Annotated in this window: 15 protein-coding genes; 8 read left to right on the forward strand and 7 right to left on the reverse strand. The window is 61.1% G+C overall.

Features of this window, described 5'->3' with window-relative positions; all coding sequences use genetic code 11:
* Position 1: 1 nt before the first annotated feature.
* Genes bioB through bioC form a run of 5 tightly spaced genes read left to right on the forward strand, consistent with a single transcriptional unit; the run spans position 2 to position 4,665 of the window.
* Positions 2–1,045 (forward strand): biotin synthase BioB, encoded by a 1,044-nt coding sequence (gene bioB, locus IEX75_RS21820; protein WP_188797727.1) that lies wholly within the window; start codon positions 2–4, stop codon positions 1,043–1,045.
* Positions 1,032–2,216, forward strand: a complete 1,185-nt coding sequence (bioF, locus tag IEX75_RS21825) for an 8-amino-7-oxononanoate synthase (RefSeq protein ID WP_188797795.1) — start codon at positions 1,032–1,034, stop codon at positions 2,214–2,216. Before bioB ends, bioF begins: the two co-directional genes overlap by 14 nt.
* 27 nt (positions 2,217–2,243) lie before the next feature.
* On the forward strand, positions 2,244–3,017 hold the full coding sequence (locus tag IEX75_RS21830; protein WP_188797729.1) for a sulfurtransferase: 774 nt from the start codon (positions 2,244–2,246) through the stop codon (positions 3,015–3,017).
* The gene (gene bioH / locus IEX75_RS21835) at positions 3,014–3,787 is read left to right on the forward strand and encodes a pimeloyl-ACP methyl ester esterase BioH (RefSeq protein ID WP_188797731.1); all 774 of its coding nucleotides are present in this window, start codon (positions 3,014–3,016) and stop codon (positions 3,785–3,787) included. The genes IEX75_RS21830 and bioH overlap by 4 nt, the downstream gene beginning before the upstream one ends.
* Positions 3,784–4,665: a malonyl-ACP O-methyltransferase BioC gene (gene bioC / locus IEX75_RS21840; RefSeq protein ID WP_188797733.1), complete on the forward strand. Its 882-nt coding sequence runs from the start codon at positions 3,784–3,786 to the stop codon at positions 4,663–4,665. Before bioH ends, bioC begins: the two co-directional genes overlap by 4 nt.
* Here bioC and lptA read toward each other — a convergent pair whose 3' ends face one another.
* The 6 genes from lptA to IEX75_RS21870 form a co-directional block, all read right to left on the reverse strand.
* Positions 4,666–5,247, reverse strand: coding sequence for a lipopolysaccharide transport periplasmic protein LptA (gene lptA / locus IEX75_RS21845; protein WP_188797735.1), 582 nt, complete (start codon positions 5,245–5,247; stop codon positions 4,666–4,668).
* A 60-nt stretch (positions 5,248–5,307) separates the two neighbouring features.
* Positions 5,308–5,889: a DNA-3-methyladenine glycosylase I gene (locus tag IEX75_RS21850; RefSeq protein WP_268236501.1), complete on the reverse strand. Its 582-nt coding sequence runs from the start codon at positions 5,887–5,889 to the stop codon at positions 5,308–5,310.
* A gap of 47 nt (positions 5,890–5,936) precedes the next feature.
* Positions 5,937–6,704: a hypothetical protein gene (locus IEX75_RS21855; RefSeq protein WP_188797737.1), complete on the reverse strand. Its 768-nt coding sequence runs from the start codon at positions 6,702–6,704 to the stop codon at positions 5,937–5,939.
* Positions 6,705–6,943: 239 nt separating this feature from the next.
* On the reverse strand, positions 6,944–7,855 hold the full coding sequence (locus tag IEX75_RS21860) for an iron-containing redox enzyme family protein (RefSeq protein WP_188797739.1): 912 nt from the start codon (positions 7,853–7,855) through the stop codon (positions 6,944–6,946).
* A gap of 205 nt (positions 7,856–8,060) precedes the next feature.
* Positions 8,061–9,011 (reverse strand): pyridoxal-phosphate dependent enzyme, encoded by a 951-nt coding sequence (locus IEX75_RS21865; RefSeq protein WP_188797741.1) that lies wholly within the window; start codon positions 9,009–9,011, stop codon positions 8,061–8,063.
* A complete protein-coding gene (locus IEX75_RS21870) occupies positions 9,008–10,012 on the reverse strand; it encodes an aldose 1-epimerase (RefSeq protein WP_188797743.1) in 1,005 nt (334 codons plus the stop codon). The genes IEX75_RS21865 and IEX75_RS21870 overlap by 4 nt, the downstream gene beginning before the upstream one ends.
* A gap of 67 nt (positions 10,013–10,079) precedes the next feature.
* Here IEX75_RS21870 and pepN point away from each other — a divergent pair, with 67 nt between their 5' ends.
* Positions 10,080–12,722: an aminopeptidase N gene (pepN, locus tag IEX75_RS21875; RefSeq protein WP_188797745.1), complete on the forward strand. Its 2,643-nt coding sequence runs from the start codon at positions 10,080–10,082 to the stop codon at positions 12,720–12,722.
* A gap of 56 nt (positions 12,723–12,778) precedes the next feature.
* On the opposite strand, the gene IEX75_RS21880 is transcribed toward pepN, so the two are convergent.
* Complete coding sequence (locus IEX75_RS21880; RefSeq protein ID WP_188797747.1) at positions 12,779–12,964, reverse strand: hypothetical protein; 186 nt, start codon at positions 12,962–12,964, stop codon at positions 12,779–12,781.
* Between the two features lie 546 nt (positions 12,965–13,510).
* Between IEX75_RS21880 and mnmG the strand changes: the two genes are divergently transcribed.
* The gene (mnmG, locus tag IEX75_RS21885; protein ID WP_188797749.1) at positions 13,511–15,388 is read left to right on the forward strand and encodes a tRNA uridine-5-carboxymethylaminomethyl(34) synthesis enzyme MnmG; all 1,878 of its coding nucleotides are present in this window, start codon (positions 13,511–13,513) and stop codon (positions 15,386–15,388) included.
* Between the two features lie 76 nt (positions 15,389–15,464).
* Positions 15,465–16,220, forward strand: a complete 756-nt coding sequence (locus IEX75_RS21890; protein ID WP_188797752.1) for an RDD family protein — start codon at positions 15,465–15,467, stop codon at positions 16,218–16,220.
* The last annotated feature ends 21 nt before the right edge of the window (positions 16,221–16,241 follow it).

Consider the following 16,241-nt stretch of genomic DNA (forward strand, 5'->3'; position numbering starts at 1 on the left):
CATGACTGCAGCCGCCCTTCGCCACGACTGGACCCGCGACGAAGTCGTCGCCCTGTTCGCCCTGCCCTTCAACGAGCTGCTGCACCGCGCACACAGCATGCATCGCGAGCATCACGATCCGAACGCGGTGCAGGTATCGACCCTGCTGTCGATCAAGACTGGCGGCTGCCCGGAGGACTGCGGCTACTGCCCACAGGCCGCGAGGTACCACACCGGTGTCAAGACGGAAAAGCTGATGTCGGTGGAAAGCGTGGTCGCCCGCGCGCAGGCCGCGAAGAGCGCCGGTGCCAGCCGCTTCTGCATGGGCGCCGCGTGGCGCAGCCCGAAAGACCGCGACGTGGCCCAGGTAGCGGAAATCGTCTCGGCGGTAAAAGCATTGGGCCTGGAAACCTGCGCCACGCTGGGCATGCTCTCCGGTGAACAGGCGCAGACGCTGAAGCAGGCCGGCCTCGACTACTACAACCACAACCTGGATACCGCGCCGGAGTTCTACGGCGAGGTCATCCACACGCGCCAGTACCAGGATCGCCTGGATACGCTGGAACACGTGCGCCAGGTCGGCCTGAAAACCTGCTGCGGCGGCATCGTCGGCATGGGCGAAACGCGCGGGCAACGCGCTGGTCTGCTGCAGACGCTGGCCAATCTTCCAGAGCATCCGCAATCGGTGCCGATCAACCAGCTGGTGCAGGTGCCAGGCACCCCGCTGCACGGCACCGAGGCACTGGACCCGTTCGAGTTCGTGCGCACGATCGCCGTGGCACGCATCCTGATGCCCGCATCGATGGTGCGCCTCTCCGCCGGCCGCCAGCAGATGGACGATGCCGTGCAGGCGCTGTGTTTCTTCGCTGGCGCCAATTCGATTTTCTACGGCGAAAAACTGTTGACCACCGGCAATCCGGATGTGGAACACGACCGCGCGCTGTTCCGTCGTCTCGACCTGCATGCACTGGAAATCACGGAAGATACCGACACCGTGCATGCGGATATTCTCGAAGTGGAAGCGGGCGGCTGCGGGCAGGGCTGTGGCTGCAGTGCCGCGGCCTGATCTGCTCCAACGATTAGCCGTCCAAACGGCGGAGCGCGCGCAGGCACAGTTACAACGTCGCTTGCGCACCATTACCCGCGTCGAAGGGCCTTGTGTCGAAAGCAACGGGCAGCGCCTGTTGGCTTTCTGCAGCAATGATTATCTAGGGCTGGCACAGGATTCCCGCCTGATCGCCGCCTGGAAGCAGGCGGCTGATGAGAGTGGCGTCGGCAGTGGCTCCGCGCACCTTATCTGCGGCCATCGGCGCGAACATGCCGAACTGGAAGAGGCGCTGGCCGAATGGACCGGCCGCGAGCGCGCACTGCTGTTTTCCACCGGCTACATGGCCAATCTCGGCGTGACGCAGGCGCTGCTGCAACGTGGCGAGTTGTGTGTGCAGGACAAGCTCAACCACGCCTGCCTGCTCGACGGCGCGCAACTGGCTGGCGCGACGTTGAAGCGTTATCCGCATGCCGATGTCGACGCCGCCGCGCGCCAATTGCACAGCGATGACGAAGCTTGTGCCCTGCTCGCCACCGACGGCGTATTCAGCATGGACGGCGATATCGCGCCGCTGCCTGAGCTTGCCATGTTGTGCGCCCGCGAAAGTGCGACGCTGATGGTGGACGACGCGCACGGACTTGGCGTGCTTGGCGACGATGGCGCCGGCAGCGTGGCGGAAGCAGGCTTGAGCGAGCGCGATGTACCCGTGCTGATGGCAACCCTGGGCAAGGCGCTTGGATGCAGCGGTGCGTTCGTCGCCGGCCCAGCCAGCTTGATCGATGGCCTGGTTCAATTCGCCCGCACGTATATCTACACCACCGCCATGCCACCTGCGCTGGCAGCGGCAACACACTGCGCCGTGACCCTTGCGCGCACGGAAAACTGGCGCCGCGAAAAACTCAACGCGTTGATCCAGCGCTTTCGCCAGGGCGCCGAGCAACTCGGTCTTCCGCTGATGGCTTCGCGCACGGCGATTCAGCCCTTGCTGCTCGGCGATGCGCAACGCGCCCTGGAAGCATCGCGAGCCTTGGAAGCAAAAGGCCTGCTGGTCGTGGCCATTCGCCCGCCTACCGTGCCGCAAGGTCAGGCGCGTCTGCGCATTACGCTGTCTGCCGCCCATGAAGAAGCGCATGTGGACCAATTGCTGGAAGCGCTGGCGTCCCTGCGGCTGGCTGGTGCCCCGGTATAATTGCGCCTCGCACGCCTATTCCCTGTTATGTCGACCCTGAATATCTCTGCCTATCGCTTCGTCAGCCTGGACGATCTGCCCGCGCTGCGTGAGCGCATGCTGGCGCAATGCCATGCGCTGGCGCTGAAAGGCACCATTCTACTGGCGCCGGAAGGCATCAATCTGTTTCTTGCCGGCTCGCGTGAGGCGGTGGATGCCTTCATGCATTGGCTGCACTACGACCCACGCTTTGCCGGCTTGCAGGGCAAGGAATCTCTCTCCGACGACGTCCCGTTCCAACGCATGCGCGTGCGCCTGAAGAAGGAGATCATCACGCTGCGTCATCCGACGATTCGTCCTGAAGGCGGCCGCGCGCCCGCGGTGGATGCCGCCACGCTCAAGCGTTGGCTGGACCAGGGACATGATGACGAGGGACGCGACGTGGTATTGCTGGATACGCGCAATGCCTACGAAACAGATGTCGGCATGTTTCCGCAGGCCGTGGATTATCGCATTGGAAGCTTCACGGAACTCCCTTCTGCCGTGGAAGCCGATCGTGCCCGCTATGCGGAGAAAACCATCGTGTCGTACTGCACCGGCGGGATTCGCTGCGAGAAGTTTGCGTTGTATATGCAGGACATCGGCATGGAACGCGTGTTCCAGCTGGAAGGCGGGATTCTGAAGTACTTCGAGGAAGTGGGCGGCACGCACTGGCAGGGCGACTGCTTCGTGTTTGATGAACGTGGCGCCGTAGATAAGGCGCTGCTCCCCTCCGGGTCGTCCCCCTCACCGCAATCCTCTCCGGAAGACATCCGTGCATGAGCCTCTATATCGAAACCCAAGGCAGCGGCTCGATCCCGCTGGTCATGCTGCACGGCTGGGCGATGCACGGCGGCATCTTCAACCTGCTGGTCGAGGTGTTGCGCGAACACTGCACGATGTATCTGGTGGACCTGCCAGGCCATGGCTTTTCGCGCGATTGTGGCCTGCCGCTGGAGCCGCAGGCGTGCGCACGCGCCATCGCCGAGGCCACACCTTCGGCGATCTGGCTGGGCTGGTCACTCGGCGGATTGATCGCACTGCAGGGCGCACTGGATTTTCCTCAGCAGGTGCGCGGTCTTGCCATGCTTTGCGCGACGCCGCGTTTCGTGAGTGGTGACGACTGGCCGCAAGGGCGTGATCCTTCACTGGTGCGCCAGCTCGCCACCGATCTGGAAACGGATTACCACGCCACCATCGAGCGCTTCCTTGCGCTGGAGGTGATGGGCAGCCCCGATCCACGTGGCGAACTGCGCAAGCTGCGCGCCGAAGTATTTGCACGCGGCGAGCCGGATCTACGTGTATTGCAGGAAGGTATCCGCCTGTTGGACGAGACCGATTTGCGCGCCGGCCTTTCACATTTGAAACCCCATGGCAGTTGGTGGAGCGCCGGCCGTCTCGATCGGCTGGTGCATCCTTCCGCGATGGAATGGTCTGCACAGGCCAGCCAAGGCGAATTCCACGTGATTGCACGTGCCGGACACGCGCCTTTCCTGAGCCATGCAGATGCCGTCGCGCAAGCGCTGCGGCCATGGCTGGAGCAGAACGCATGAGCGATTTCCACATCGATGCGCAGCGCGTGCGCACCAACTTCAGCCACGCTGCCGGAACGTATGAGCAACACGATGCACTGCAGCGCGAAGTACAACAGTTGTTGCTGGAACGTTTGGACTTCTATCTGCAGCAGCCCGAACACGTCATTGACGTGGGCGCGGGCACCGGCCGCGGTAGCGCGCTGCTGAAGAAGCGCTACAACAAGGCGCAAGTGATCGCCATGGATGTGGCGTTGCCGATGCTGCGCACGGCCAAGTCGCACGCCAGCTGGCTTAAGCCGTTCGCACGCGTGTGTGGCGAAGCGACTTCCTTGCCGCTTCCCGACCATAGCGTAGACGTGCTGCATTCGAATCTGTGCTTCCAGTGGATCGACGATCTGCCCGCACTGTTCGGCGAGTGCGTGCGCGTGTTGAAGCCCGGCGGCATGCTGCTGTTCTCCACCTTCGGCCCTGACACGCTGCGTGAGTTGCGTGCAGCATGGGCCTCCGTGGATCAGCATTCGCACGTGAGCCGGTTTCTGGATATGCATGATCTCGGCGACGCGATGATCACGGCCGGCTTGCGCGATCCGGTGCTGGATGTGGATCGCTTTACCTTGACCTATAGCGAACCGAAGGCGTTGCTGCGCGAACTGAAAGGCCTTGGCGCCACCCACGCCGATCGCGGCCGGGAACGCGGCCTTACCGGCAAACGCCACTTTCAGGCCATGCTGGCCGCGTACGAGGCGATGCGGGTTGATAGCCGCATTCCCGCCACCTGGGAAGTCGTGACGGCCCACGCCTGGGGCCCGGCACCGGGCCAATCCCGCCGCGCAAAAGGTGGCGGCGAGATAGCCAGTTTCTCGATCGACAGCCTACGCGGCTCGCGGCGGCGCTGATTACTTGGCCGGCGCCGCCGTGGTGGATGCCGGCGCGGGTGCCGGTTGCGGTGCATTCGCGTTCTGCCGCTGCTTGGGCAGGTAGGTCATGCTCACGTTGCCGGTACCGGTGAAATAGGTGGTGTTGGTGTTGTAGGTGAGCTTGTCAGCATGCGCGTCACCCATGCCTTGCTGGGTGACCACGGCGTTCGGTTGCAGCACGGCGATGCCGTTGATGTTGTCGTAATCCAGCGTGGGCGCCTCACCGGTCATCAGATGATCGTTGTCATCCAACTGTTGGATATGTGCTGGACGGCCTTTCATCACGATGCGGCTGACCTGGCTTTGCCCATCCAGATAAATCTGTGCGACGTCTCCGGTAGCCTTCATGGTGCCCTGGGTCACCACGACATTGCCGGTAAGGGTGGTGATGGTATTGGGCGCGTTGAAGCCGTTGACGGAGACTTGCGAGGTGTTCATCGGCTGGTTGCGGTCACCGGTTTTGGCGTGGGCTGCCCATGGCAGGAGCAGCAGTAGCGCAACGCATGGATGGAACACGGAACCGCTGCCACGACGTTTGCTGGGAAGTGGAAACGGCTTCATGTGCGGATCTCGGTAGGCCAACGGATGGCGGCATTCTAACGCGGCGGAGCGCCTCTCACCTCAGCCCTTCGCAGCACATGCCTTATGCCTAAAACACTCCACCAGATGATCGTTGACCATGCCGGTCGCCTGCATAAAGGCATAGCAGATGGTGCTGCCGACGAAACGAAAGCCGCGCTTTTTCAGTGACTTGCTCATGTGGTCCGAAACCGGCGTGCTGGCCGGAACGTCCTGGCGGGTACGCCAGGTATTGCGAACCGGCTTGCCATCGACGAAAGACCACAGGTACGCATCCAGGCTGCCGTATTCGTCGATCACGTCCAGGGCCGCTTTGGCGTTGTCGCGCACGGAAGTGATCTTGAGGCGGTTGCGGATCAGGCCCGGATCGAGCAGCAGCTTTTCCAGATCGCGATCCTTCAATGCGGCGGCACGGGCAAGATCGAAGTCATGGAATGCGCGGCGGTAGTGATCGCGCTTGTGCAGCACAGTGCGCCACGACAGACCTGCTTGCGCGCCTTCCAGGCACAGGAATTCGAACAGCATCCGGTCGTCGTGCAGCGGTACACCCCACTCGGTGTCGTGATACGCCTGCATCAATTCGCCATCGGCTGCCCAATGGCAGCGTACGCGCGTGGTCGCCACGGTGTTCCCCTTCCAGCATCATCGAAGATGCGCAGGATACCGCTAAGTCAATGCGCGATTTCCAGGCTGCAATGCGCCGCACCGGCACTTCTGCAACTGAGATGCCTCACACGTACTTTCTTGCCCGCCACCGCCGCACCCAGCAGGCCCTCCAGGTAACCGCCGTAGAAGCGACAACCAGAACGGCCATCCGCAGCGCACAAGGGACCATTGAGTACGTGCACATGCACGCCGCGCTGCTCGATCTCAGCAATCTGCCGCAAAGCCGGTACGGCGACACGCTTGATCGCATCGCCCAGACTCAAGGGTGAATCCAGGGCGTAGTCGCGCTTGTATACCCATACGCCAGCTCGTCGCCCGGCCAGGAACAGCGAAGGCTCACGCGCAGGACCTGTCACATGGTGTTCGAGCGCTGCCAGCCAGGGATAGATGTTTGGAAAATCCTGCTTCAACTTAGGCAGGAGCTGTTCGACCTGCTCGATATCCGGCGCGGCGACAGTTCGCTCGGATTCGACCCTGAATTCCGGTAGAAAGGAAGGCCATGCCGTTTTCGGCGCAGCCACTGAAATTGCCGTCGCCTCTTCGCAAAGTGACGCCTCGAAGCTCAGCACCCGATTGTGCGAACCCAGCATCTCCTCCAGCGCGAAACGCTGCTCGGAAGGGCCACGCACGACCATCGACAACCATGCACCACGTCCGTCCTGTGTAAGACGCTGGCGCAGCAATGCATAGTGATTAGCGGTAATAACTTGCCCAAGCTCCATAACCAAGCCCTCTCTCCGATCGGAGAGAACCTGGATTTCCAGCTCGATCATAGGCCCCCCTGTTGCTCGATGCTGGTGACACACACTCGGCGGGCAGGATGAGCGATTTTTAGATTCCCAGCCGTGATTGGCATCAAAAATCCCTGCGCGTGAATACGAATTGCATCCTGCGCGGTGTCTTTCAGGCTTGCGGTTTCTTGCGCTTGCGCGCCGATGCATCCTCAATGACGCATCGGCAATACGCTGATGACAACCATGCTTCCCATACGAAAGCACGGATTGTCCAACTCTTAAAAAGCGACCCAGTGCTCACTACCCACCACGGAGGTGCCCGCGGGCCGATGGGTACGGCGAGCGCGCCGCCGCGACGTGGCCCGGCTCATCTGGAAGGTCCAGAAGCGATCCCACAGGTCGCAATAGTGCAGACATAGTGTCTCGATGCGCGCCTGCTGGTCCGGCGTAAGCGCCTGGGTGAGGACCAGCCAGAGATCGTTTTCGTGATCGTCGTCGGCCGCTTCCGCGCTGTCATCGCTGCTGACGCCGTGCACGAAGTAATAGCCGTCGCTGACGTCGATGTTCAACGCCTTGGTCGCAGTGCGCAGGGCTGGACTGAACAGCACCACCTCTTCCTCGGCGACGGCCAGCAGGGCGGTCACATCCAGATAATTGCGGTAGCTACGCTCGAGGAACGAGCGTACCGCGCGCGCAATGCGGCTTGGCACGTAAGCTTTTCGCTCCGCTTGCGTAATGCCGTAATCGTCAAGCACGCGTTCGAACAAGGGATAATGCGCATACATCGGATTACCTCGGTAATAACCGTCGGCATCACTACCGGGGCGAAAGCCGAATTCGTCCAGATCATTCAAGGTCATCAGAAAGCGGGGCGCGAGCTTGGCGCCGGGATGCAAGCGTGGCTCCAGTTGCCGGGTCTGCATCTGCGCGGCCAGCAAAGCATCGGTAAAGATCTGCACGATGGCGTGGCGATATTCCAAATGAATGCGGCACATGGATGCCGGATCCAGTTCTCCGCGCTGGAGTACGCCAATCGCAATATGCCGGGTGACCGGATGATTGGCGATGACTTCCCTCAATCGCTGCACAAAGCTGGCGTTTTGCCGCCATAGTTCGACCGGTACGCTGGCCTGCATGACGGCAATGGCGTTCTTGCGCGGGTGGTCCAAATCGATCATCGATGACTGCATGACGGCTCCCTCCAACGTTGGTCATATCGATTCGGCACCGGCCATGCGGCCGGCGGCCGGTCTTTTCGAAGGTGAAAACGTGGCTGGACTTTTTCAGCGTCGCGTTGAATGGCGTGTCTGATTTTGGTTAAACCGATGTGGGCATCGATAATTTGTGACGTGATGCGAGCTCATTCGTGCAATCACGCACCTGTCCCCTTTTTTCTCACCAGGGCAAGTCATCGAGATCGACGTTGCCACCGGTCAGCACGACACCCACCCGGCGTCCGGCAAAACGCTCGCGCTGCTTGAGAACGGCTGCGAATGCTGTGGCACTCGATACTTCCACCATCAGTTTGAGGTTTTGCCAGAGCAGTTTCATGGCGGCGATGGTTTCTTCGTCGCTGACTGTGATGACTTCAACGTAGTGTTCACGCAGGGCGGTCAGATTCGATTCGCCGATCAGTGCGCGCAAGCCATCGCAGATGGTATTCGGCGTGAAATGCTCAATCCGAGACCCGCGTGCCAGCGACTCCGCGGCATCCGCCGCACCGGCAGGCTCGGCGCCATGCATCTTGATCGCGGGCTTCACGCCGTGTGCCGCAATCGCGCAGCCGGAAAGCAGACCGCCGCCGCCGACCGGCGTGATGATGGTGTCCAATCCCTCACTCTGCTGCAGCAGCTCCAGTACCAACGTACCCTGCCCCGCCATGACATGCGTGTTCGCATACGGATGCACCATGACTGCGCCAGTGGCTTGCTGCACTTCGGCAGCCGTGGCCTCACGCGCTGCGATGGTTGGCGCGCAGCGATGCAGCGTCGCGCCAGCCTGCTCGATCGCTTCCACCTTGGCGCGAACGGCGCCTTCGGGCACCACCACGTGTGCGGCAATGCCACGCGTGGCAGCCGCCATCGCCAACGCATTGCCGTGATTGCCGGATGAGTGCGTAACGACACCGCAAGCAGCTTCGTCATCAGTGAGCGACCACACGGCATTGCAGGCGCCACGGAATTTGAAGGCGCCACCGCGCTGCAGGTTTTCGCATTTGAAGTACAACGCGGCACCAGTCAGCGCATCCAGCGACGCGTTGCGCCATACCGGCGTCACCACGGCATGCGGCGCGATGCGTGCCGCCGCATCGTGGATTTCATCCAATGTGGGCAGTCGTACGCTCATGCGCGATCGATCTCCACGCCGCAACGGAACACACGCTCAACACCCGGCTCCAGCCGAATGGCGTCGGCGCAGTCGGCACGATTGAAGGCGTTGGACATGCTTTCCATGGGTTCCATGGCTACGGCACGACGTACATCACGGCTCACGGTATCGGCCGTGAACACCAGCACCACGCCACGCTCTTGCCACATGCTGATGCGTAGACCGCTGGCCGGATCGCGCAAGCGCGTACGCACCCGGCCATCGGCATCGTGTGCCAGGTCCGCAAAAGCGCAGTCGATTTTCACGCTGCCAATCGGCCTGGAGTGGCGGAAATCCAGTTCCTTCGGTGCCTGCTCGATCGGCAAGAAAGCCTCTTCCCCCGCCAGTGGAATCAGCTCGGGCGACGTGCGCACCAGCTTGGCAGCGGGCACTTGCAGTTCCCACGTATCCAGCTCGGTGCCATCGAAGCGGAAGTACGGATGCCACCCAAAGAAACATGGCGCCGACTCGTTGCCGACGTTGCGCATGCTTACCATCAGCGACAAACCGCTTGCATCAAGTACGTATGTAACGGCGAGATCGATGGCAAACGGATAGCCGGGAAAAGTCCCGGGGCGAATGACCGACGTGCTGAACGTCATGCGCGCGCCGTGAGTATCGGCATGCTGGCTGGCGACATCGAAATCCAAGGTCCGCACAAAGCCATGTCGGATACCGCGTTGCGCTTCCACGCCGGGCTGCATGTCGTACGTCTTGCCATCGAAGGTATAGCGGGCCTCAGCGATGCGATTGGCGAACGGCGCCATGATGGCCGAACGCGAACTGGGGCTGCGCTCCAACTCGTCGGCATCGCGATAACCGTCGATCAACGCATGGGTGACGCCATCGATGGTCTGCTCGAGGGACACCAGATTCGCACCGCGTTGAGCGACACATACGCGACGGCCACGCTGCACATCGTGCAGCACGAACATGTCATGGATGCCCCACTGGGTCTTTTCGAGACTAAATCCGCTCATCCGCTTGTCCTGTCGACTAAAGACCCTCATGGTAGCCTGAGATATCCCCGCTCTTCATCGGCTGCCCATGACCCTCGTTAGCGAAACCACCCCGATCCGCCTGCATGACTACCGCCCTCCGGCATGGTCGGTAGAGACCGTTGAACTGGACATCGACCTGGGGATCGATGCCACCGAGGTCTCCTCGCGCCTCACGTTGCACTGCGATCCGCAACAGCCGGCTACGCTGCGGCTGGACGGCGAAGGGCTGGAACTGCTTTCGATTTCACTCGACGGTCGCAAGCTTGATACGCACGAGTATCGCTATGAGCAAAGCGTGCTGGAAGTGAGCGGTGCCCGCGACGGCAGCGTGCTGGAAACGCACGTTCGTGTGCGGCCCGCCGCCAACACCACGCTGGAAGGCCTGTATCTGTCCGGCTCACGCGAGCATGGCTTTCTGTTGACGCAGTGTGAAGCGGAAGGCTTTCGGCGTATCACCTTCTTTCCGGATCGTCCGGACGTGCTTGCGCGCTACACGGTGACCTTGCGGGCCGATCGCTCGCGCTTTCCCGTGCTGCTGGCCGGTGGCAATCCCGCCGGCAGTGGCGAGCTGGCGGATGGACGTCACTGGGCACGCTTTGTCGATCCGCATCCCAGGCCGTGTTATCTCTTCGCCCTGGTTGCCGGACGCCTGGAAAGCATTCAGCGCGATTACGTCACTGCCGATGGGCGCAAGGTGAAGCTGGTGATCTGGTCCGAGGCCAACGTGATCGATTGCTGCCACTACGCACTCGACGCACTGGAGCGCTCGATGCGTTGGGACGAACACACCTATGGCCGCAGTTTCGATCTGGACGTATTCCATGTCGTCGCCACGCACGATTTCAACATGGGCGCGATGGAGAACAAAGGGCTCAACATTTTCAATGCGAAGTACCTGCTTGCTGATCCGGATATCAGCACGGACGACGAATACCGTGCCGTCGAAGCGGTGGTGGCGCACGAGTATTTCCACAACTGGACCGGCAATCGCGTTACCTGTCGCGACTGGTTTCAGTTGTCGCTCAAGGAAGGGCTGACGGTGTTCCGCGAACAGCAATTTTCTGCAGACATGAACTCGGCGGCGTTGAAGCGCATTGAAGACGTTGCGCTATTGCGGCGTACGCAGTTTCCGGAAGACGCGGGTCCCTTGGCGCATCCCGTACGCCCCGCGGAATATCGCGAGATCAACAACTTCTACACCGCAACGGTTTACGAAAAAGGTTCGGAGCTGGTGCGCATGGTGGCTGGACGGCTGGGGCAGGAAGGCTTCCGTCGCGGTATGGATCTGTATTTCGAGCGTCACGATGGACAGGCAGCCACGATCGAGGATTTTCTTGCCGCGCTGGGCGATGCCAATCACATCAACCTAAGTTCGTATCTCGCATGGTATTCGCAAGCCGGTACGCCTCGGCTGCATGCAAAGGGTGAGTACGACGAGGTAGAACACACATACACGCTTACACTTTCGCAGCAAACGCGCCCCACGCCGGGTCATGTGGAAAAAGCGCCACTGCCTATTCCGGTCAAGCTGTCACTGTTCGATCGCCATGGTCAGATGCTGCCTTTGCATCTGGATGGCGAAGCGCATGGCACCGAGAAAGTCGTTGTGCTCAGCAAGCCAACACAGCGCTTTGTGTTCCAACATGTTCCCTCGGCGCCGGTGCCTTCACTGCTACGTGGTTTTTCCGCGCCGGTAGTGCTCGAGTGCGATTACACGCCGGATGAGTTGGCCTTGCTGCTCACGCATGATGCGGATGGCTTCAATCGCTGGGAGGCCGGTCAGCAATTGGCCATGCTGGCCTTCGATACCTTGCGTGACGGTGACGACTCCATCGCGAACAAGGCATGGCGACAAGCCTTGGCCGCACTGTTCGAACAGGATGCGATCGACGACGCCTTGCTTGCTGACCTGCTGACACCCCCGGGCGAAATTGAATTCGCCGATCGGCAAAGCGAAGTGGATCCGGCAAAGATTCATGCGCAACGCCAGGCCATGCAGCATCGGTTGGCCGAAGAGATCGGTGTCGACGCCTTGGTTGCACGCTATCGCGCCCTCGCTGCACATACCGGCGCACCCGAATTGGATGCCGCAAACCAGGCCAGGCGACGCCTCAAACGCCGCGTGCTCGAATTGCTGGCGCTGCTTGATGCAGAGCAAGCCTATGCATTGGCAATCAGGCAATACGACAGCGCGTCCGGCATGACCGATCGTCTTGCCGCGCTTAGCGTGCTGGTACGCCATCGCGCGCCACAAGCAGCGACGGCGCTGGTGCATTTCCGCAAGCGCTATGCCGACAATCCGCTGGCGCTGGACAAATGGTTCACCGTGCAAGCGCAGGTACCCGGCGAGCCGGCGCTCGCCATCATCAAGCATCTCGAAAGCGATCCATCTTTCACGCTCAAGAACCCCAATCGCGCCCGTTCCCTGCTCGGTGCGTTTGCCAGCGGCAACCCCAGTGGATTCCATCGCATGGATGGCGCGGCGTATCAATTCCTTGCCGAACGCCTGGCGCAGTTGGATGCGCTCAATCCGCAGATCGCCGCCCGCCTGGCCACGGCGTTCAACGGTTGGCAACGACTGGAGCCGGTGCGCCGGAATGCGGCACGGCAAGCGCTGGAAGGTTTGGCGCAACGCGAGGGATTGTCACCCAACTTGAGCGAGATTGTGGGTAATGTCTTGCAGCGCTGAAAACGCAAACGGCGACCATATGGTCGCCGTCGCGAGGCGGTATTTGAAGAATCCCGTCAGACGGGAAGATGCTCCAACTCGCTTTGCAGATGGTTCATGCGCGATTCGAGGCGCGGGCGAAGCTGCTCCTGCTGAGTCATATCGCGCTCGACGAGGTGCTCCATCGCCATTTCGAGGCGACCGATTTCCACCATCAAGTCATGCCGCAAATAGACCGGTGCAAACTCACTGCTGTTATCCATGACACGTCCCCTTCTTTGCGTTGCAAGGAATGTCGAGCAACAGACGTGCCATCGCGTGATGTGGTTCACATCTTCACTTTGGCTTACATCACGCTGTGACCTTTTCTGTCAGCTGTTGCCGTTAGTCGACAGAAATTTGCGTTTCAGTCACTTCATATTCACACGTGAGGGGCGATGATCTTTCTCACGCCACGGGGGGTGCGGTCTTTATCCGTTATTGCCCGTTTGGGCCACCAGTTTCTGGCGCCCGGCACTACGGTCATCCTGGATTCCCCCTGTTCCTGAGACCGCCGGGCGCCAGATCTCTCTTCGAGAGATCAAAAAGACAAAAAAATAGACGGCGCCCCGAAAGGGCGCCGTCTCTGCTTCCTAACCCGGTACGCGAAAGGACCCCTGCCGTCCTGTCTCAGCGCGCAAAGTGCGCGACATCTGCCCGTGAAAGTGCAGTTAATTTAAAGCAGAAAACGTGCCAGCTTCGCGTAAGCCATCCCTGATAGATGCTTCGCAGTATTATGAGCGTTTGTCCATTCTTGCATTTACCCTCCGATGCTTCATCCGACCTCCTACGACGTGATCGTGATCGGCGGCGGCCACGCCGGCACCGAAGCTGCGCTCGCTTCGGCGCGATGCGGTGCGCGCACGCTGCTGTTGAGCCACAACATCGAAACGATCGGCCAGATGAGCTGCAACCCGGCCATCGGCGGTATCGGCAAGGGCCATCTGGTGAAGGAAATCGATGCCCTGGGAGGCGTTATGGCCCAGGCAGCAGATCGCGCCGGCATCCAGTGGCGCACGCTAAACGCTTCCAAGGGGCCCGCCGTACGCGCTACCCGCTGCCAGGCTGACCGGGCGCTATATAAAGCCGCCATCCGCCATAGGGTGGAGACGCAACCGAATCTGGATCTGTTCCAGCAAGCCGTGGACGATCTGCTGATCGAGCAAGGCCGGGTAGTGGGCGCGGTGACGCAAATGGGCGTTTCCTTCCGCGCCAGGTCCGTAGTGCTCACAGCGGGCACCTTCCTGGCCGGCAAGATCCACATCGGCCCAGCCCAATACGCAGGTGGCCGCGCTGGAGATCCACCAGCTAAGACGCTCGCGCAGCGCCTGCGTGAGCTGCCGGTGGCCGCCGACCGCCTGAAGACCGGCACGCCGCCGCGCATCGATCTGCGCAGCATCGATTTCAGCGACCTGGATGAACAGCCAGGCGATGCTCCCGCCCCGGTATTCTCCTACCTCGGCTCGCGCGATGACCATCCGCGCCAGGTCAGTTGCTGGATCACGCATACCAGCGATCGCACGCACGAGATCATCCGCAGTGCACTCGATCGGTCGCCCCTGTATACAGGGCAGATCGAGGGCATCGGTCCGCGCTACTGCCCTTCCATTGAAGACAAGGTCGTGCGCTTTGCCGACAAAGGCTCGCATCAGATCTTCATCGAGCCGGAAGGCTTGGACAGTTTCGAGATCTATCCGAACGGCATCTCCACATCGCTGCCCTTCGATATACAGCTTGCGCTGGTGCATTCGATCAAGGGTTTCGAAAAAGCCCATATCACACGTCCCGGCTATGCGATCGAATACGACTACTTCGATCCACGCGGCCTGCATCCGTGGCTGGAAACCAAGACCATTCCTGGCCTGTATTTCGCCGGCCAGATCAATGGCACCACCGGCTACGAAGAGGCCGCAGCGCAAGGGCTGATCGCAGGGCTCAACGCAGCACTGGCAGTGCAAGGCAAGACGCCGTGGTACCCGCGCCGCGACGAAGCCTATATCGGCGTGCTGATCGACGATCTCACCAGCAACGGCACGATCGAGCCCTACCGCATGTTCACCTCGCGCGCGGAATACCGCTTGCATTTGCGCGAGGACAACGCCGATCTACGACTTACCGAAACCGGTTACGCGCTCGGCGTAGTGCCGCAGACACGCTTCGATGCATTGCGCGCCAAACGCGAAGCCGTGGAACGCGAAACGCAGCGTCTGGCCGCATTGTGGGCTGCACCGAACAACACCCTGGGTGCGGCGATCGAACGCCAACTCGGCATTGCGGTAAGCCGTGAAACGAATGCGCTGGATCTGCTGCGCCGACCGGAGCTCGACTACAACAAACTGGCCAGCGTTCCTGAGCTAGGGCTCATGGCCGATCGCGAAGACGTCGCGGCCCAGGTCGAAGTCCAGGCCAAATATGCCGGCTATCTTGAGCGCCAGCGCGAGGAGATCGAACGCCAGCGCCGTCACGAAAACACCGCTATTCCGGGCAGTTTCGACTATGACAAGGTACGCGGGCTATCTGCCGAAGTACTGTTGAAACTTAAGCGCAGCATGCCGGCTACCATTGGTCAGGCGGCGCGCATCAGCGGTGTCACACCGGCGGCCATTTCCTTGCTGCTGGTGCATCTGAAACGCCGCGACGCCGCCTGATCACCGCACCGCTCACCGTTCACGATCTCTTTTAGGCGCATGGCATCATGCGCTTCTGTTTATCGAGGAATATCCCATGGAAGTCTGGATCGGTCGCAACGGCGAACGCCACGGCCCGTATCAGGAAGAACAGGTAAAAGAGTGGCTGCGCAGCGGCCAACTTAGTCCTGACGACCTCGCCTGGTATGACGGCCTGGCAGACTGGAGGCCTCTGTCGATGCTGTTTCCGCAGGACAAACCTGCCCCTGCTCCCAATCCATATGGACCACCGCCGCTGCAAACACGGCCGGCAAGCAGCACCACGTACTTCGACTACGCTGGCTTCTGGCAACGGTTCGGCGCATGGGTGATCGATCTGATCGTCTTGATGATTCCATCCATGATCGTGGTGTATGCGCTCGGCGGCATGGACGCGTACAAGCACCTGCTCGACCAGATTCAAGGTGGCGCCGACATGGCCACGTCCCTGCGTGATTACGCCAAGGCGACGGAAGGTGCCAGCGTGACATCGCTGGCCATCACATTTCTGTATTACATGTTCTTCGAGGCATCCAAACTGCAGGCGACACCAGGCAAGCTCGCGCTGCGCTTGCGCGTCACCGACGTCCATGGCCAGCGCATCACGCTTGGGCGCTCTGCCGCGCGCAATATCGTGAGATTGCTCGGCGCTGTCTTCGGACTGATCCCGATCGTCTGCTATCTCGCCATCACGTGGACGCAACACAAGCAGGGCCTGCACGACCTTTGGGCCAGCACCTATGTGCTCAATGGCACTGCACAGGAACAGCCGCCACGCCAACCGAGTGGTGAACACGGCCACTTCAACGCCTGAACGATCAACACCGACGGCGCA

Source organism: Dyella nitratireducens, assembly GCF_014642835.1.
In the GTDB taxonomy this organism is placed as follows: domain Bacteria; phylum Pseudomonadota; class Gammaproteobacteria; order Xanthomonadales; family Rhodanobacteraceae; genus Dyella_B; species Dyella_B nitratireducens.

What these genes read in the sequence shown, in the direction of transcription:
- bioB (WP_188797727.1), top strand. Translation starts at nt 2, where the DNA reads ATGACTGCAGCCGCCCTTCGCCACGACTGGACCCGCGACGAAGTCGTC.
- IEX75_RS21830 (WP_188797729.1), top strand. Translation starts at nt 2,244, where the DNA reads ATGTCGACCCTGAATATCTCTGCCTATCGCTTCGTCAGCCTGGACGAT.
- bioH (WP_188797731.1), top strand. Translation starts at nt 3,014, where the DNA reads ATGAGCCTCTATATCGAAACCCAAGGCAGCGGCTCGATCCCGCTGGTC.
- bioC (WP_188797733.1), top strand. Translation starts at nt 3,784, where the DNA reads ATGAGCGATTTCCACATCGATGCGCAGCGCGTGCGCACCAACTTCAGC.
- lptA (WP_188797735.1), bottom strand. Translation starts at nt 5,247, where the DNA reads ATGAAGCCGTTTCCACTTCCCAGCAAACGTCGTGGCAGCGGTTCCGTG.
- IEX75_RS21855 (WP_188797737.1), bottom strand. Translation starts at nt 6,704, where the DNA reads ATGATCGAGCTGGAAATCCAGGTTCTCTCCGATCGGAGAGAGGGCTTG.
- IEX75_RS21860 (WP_188797739.1), bottom strand. Translation starts at nt 7,855, where the DNA reads ATGCAGTCATCGATGATCGATTTGGACCACCCGCGCAAGAACGCCATT.
- IEX75_RS21865 (WP_188797741.1), bottom strand. Translation starts at nt 9,011, where the DNA reads ATGAGCGTACGACTGCCCACATTGGATGAAATCCACGATGCGGCGGCA.
- IEX75_RS21870 (WP_188797743.1), bottom strand. Translation starts at nt 10,012, where the DNA reads ATGAGCGGATTTAGTCTCGAAAAGACCCAGTGGGGCATCCATGACATG.
- pepN (WP_188797745.1), top strand. Translation starts at nt 10,080, where the DNA reads ATGACCCTCGTTAGCGAAACCACCCCGATCCGCCTGCATGACTACCGC.
- IEX75_RS21880 (WP_188797747.1), bottom strand. Translation starts at nt 12,964, where the DNA reads ATGGATAACAGCAGTGAGTTTGCACCGGTCTATTTGCGGCATGACTTG.
- mnmG (WP_188797749.1), top strand. Translation starts at nt 13,511, where the DNA reads ATGCTTCATCCGACCTCCTACGACGTGATCGTGATCGGCGGCGGCCAC.
- IEX75_RS21890 (WP_188797752.1), top strand. Translation starts at nt 15,465, where the DNA reads ATGGAAGTCTGGATCGGTCGCAACGGCGAACGCCACGGCCCGTATCAG.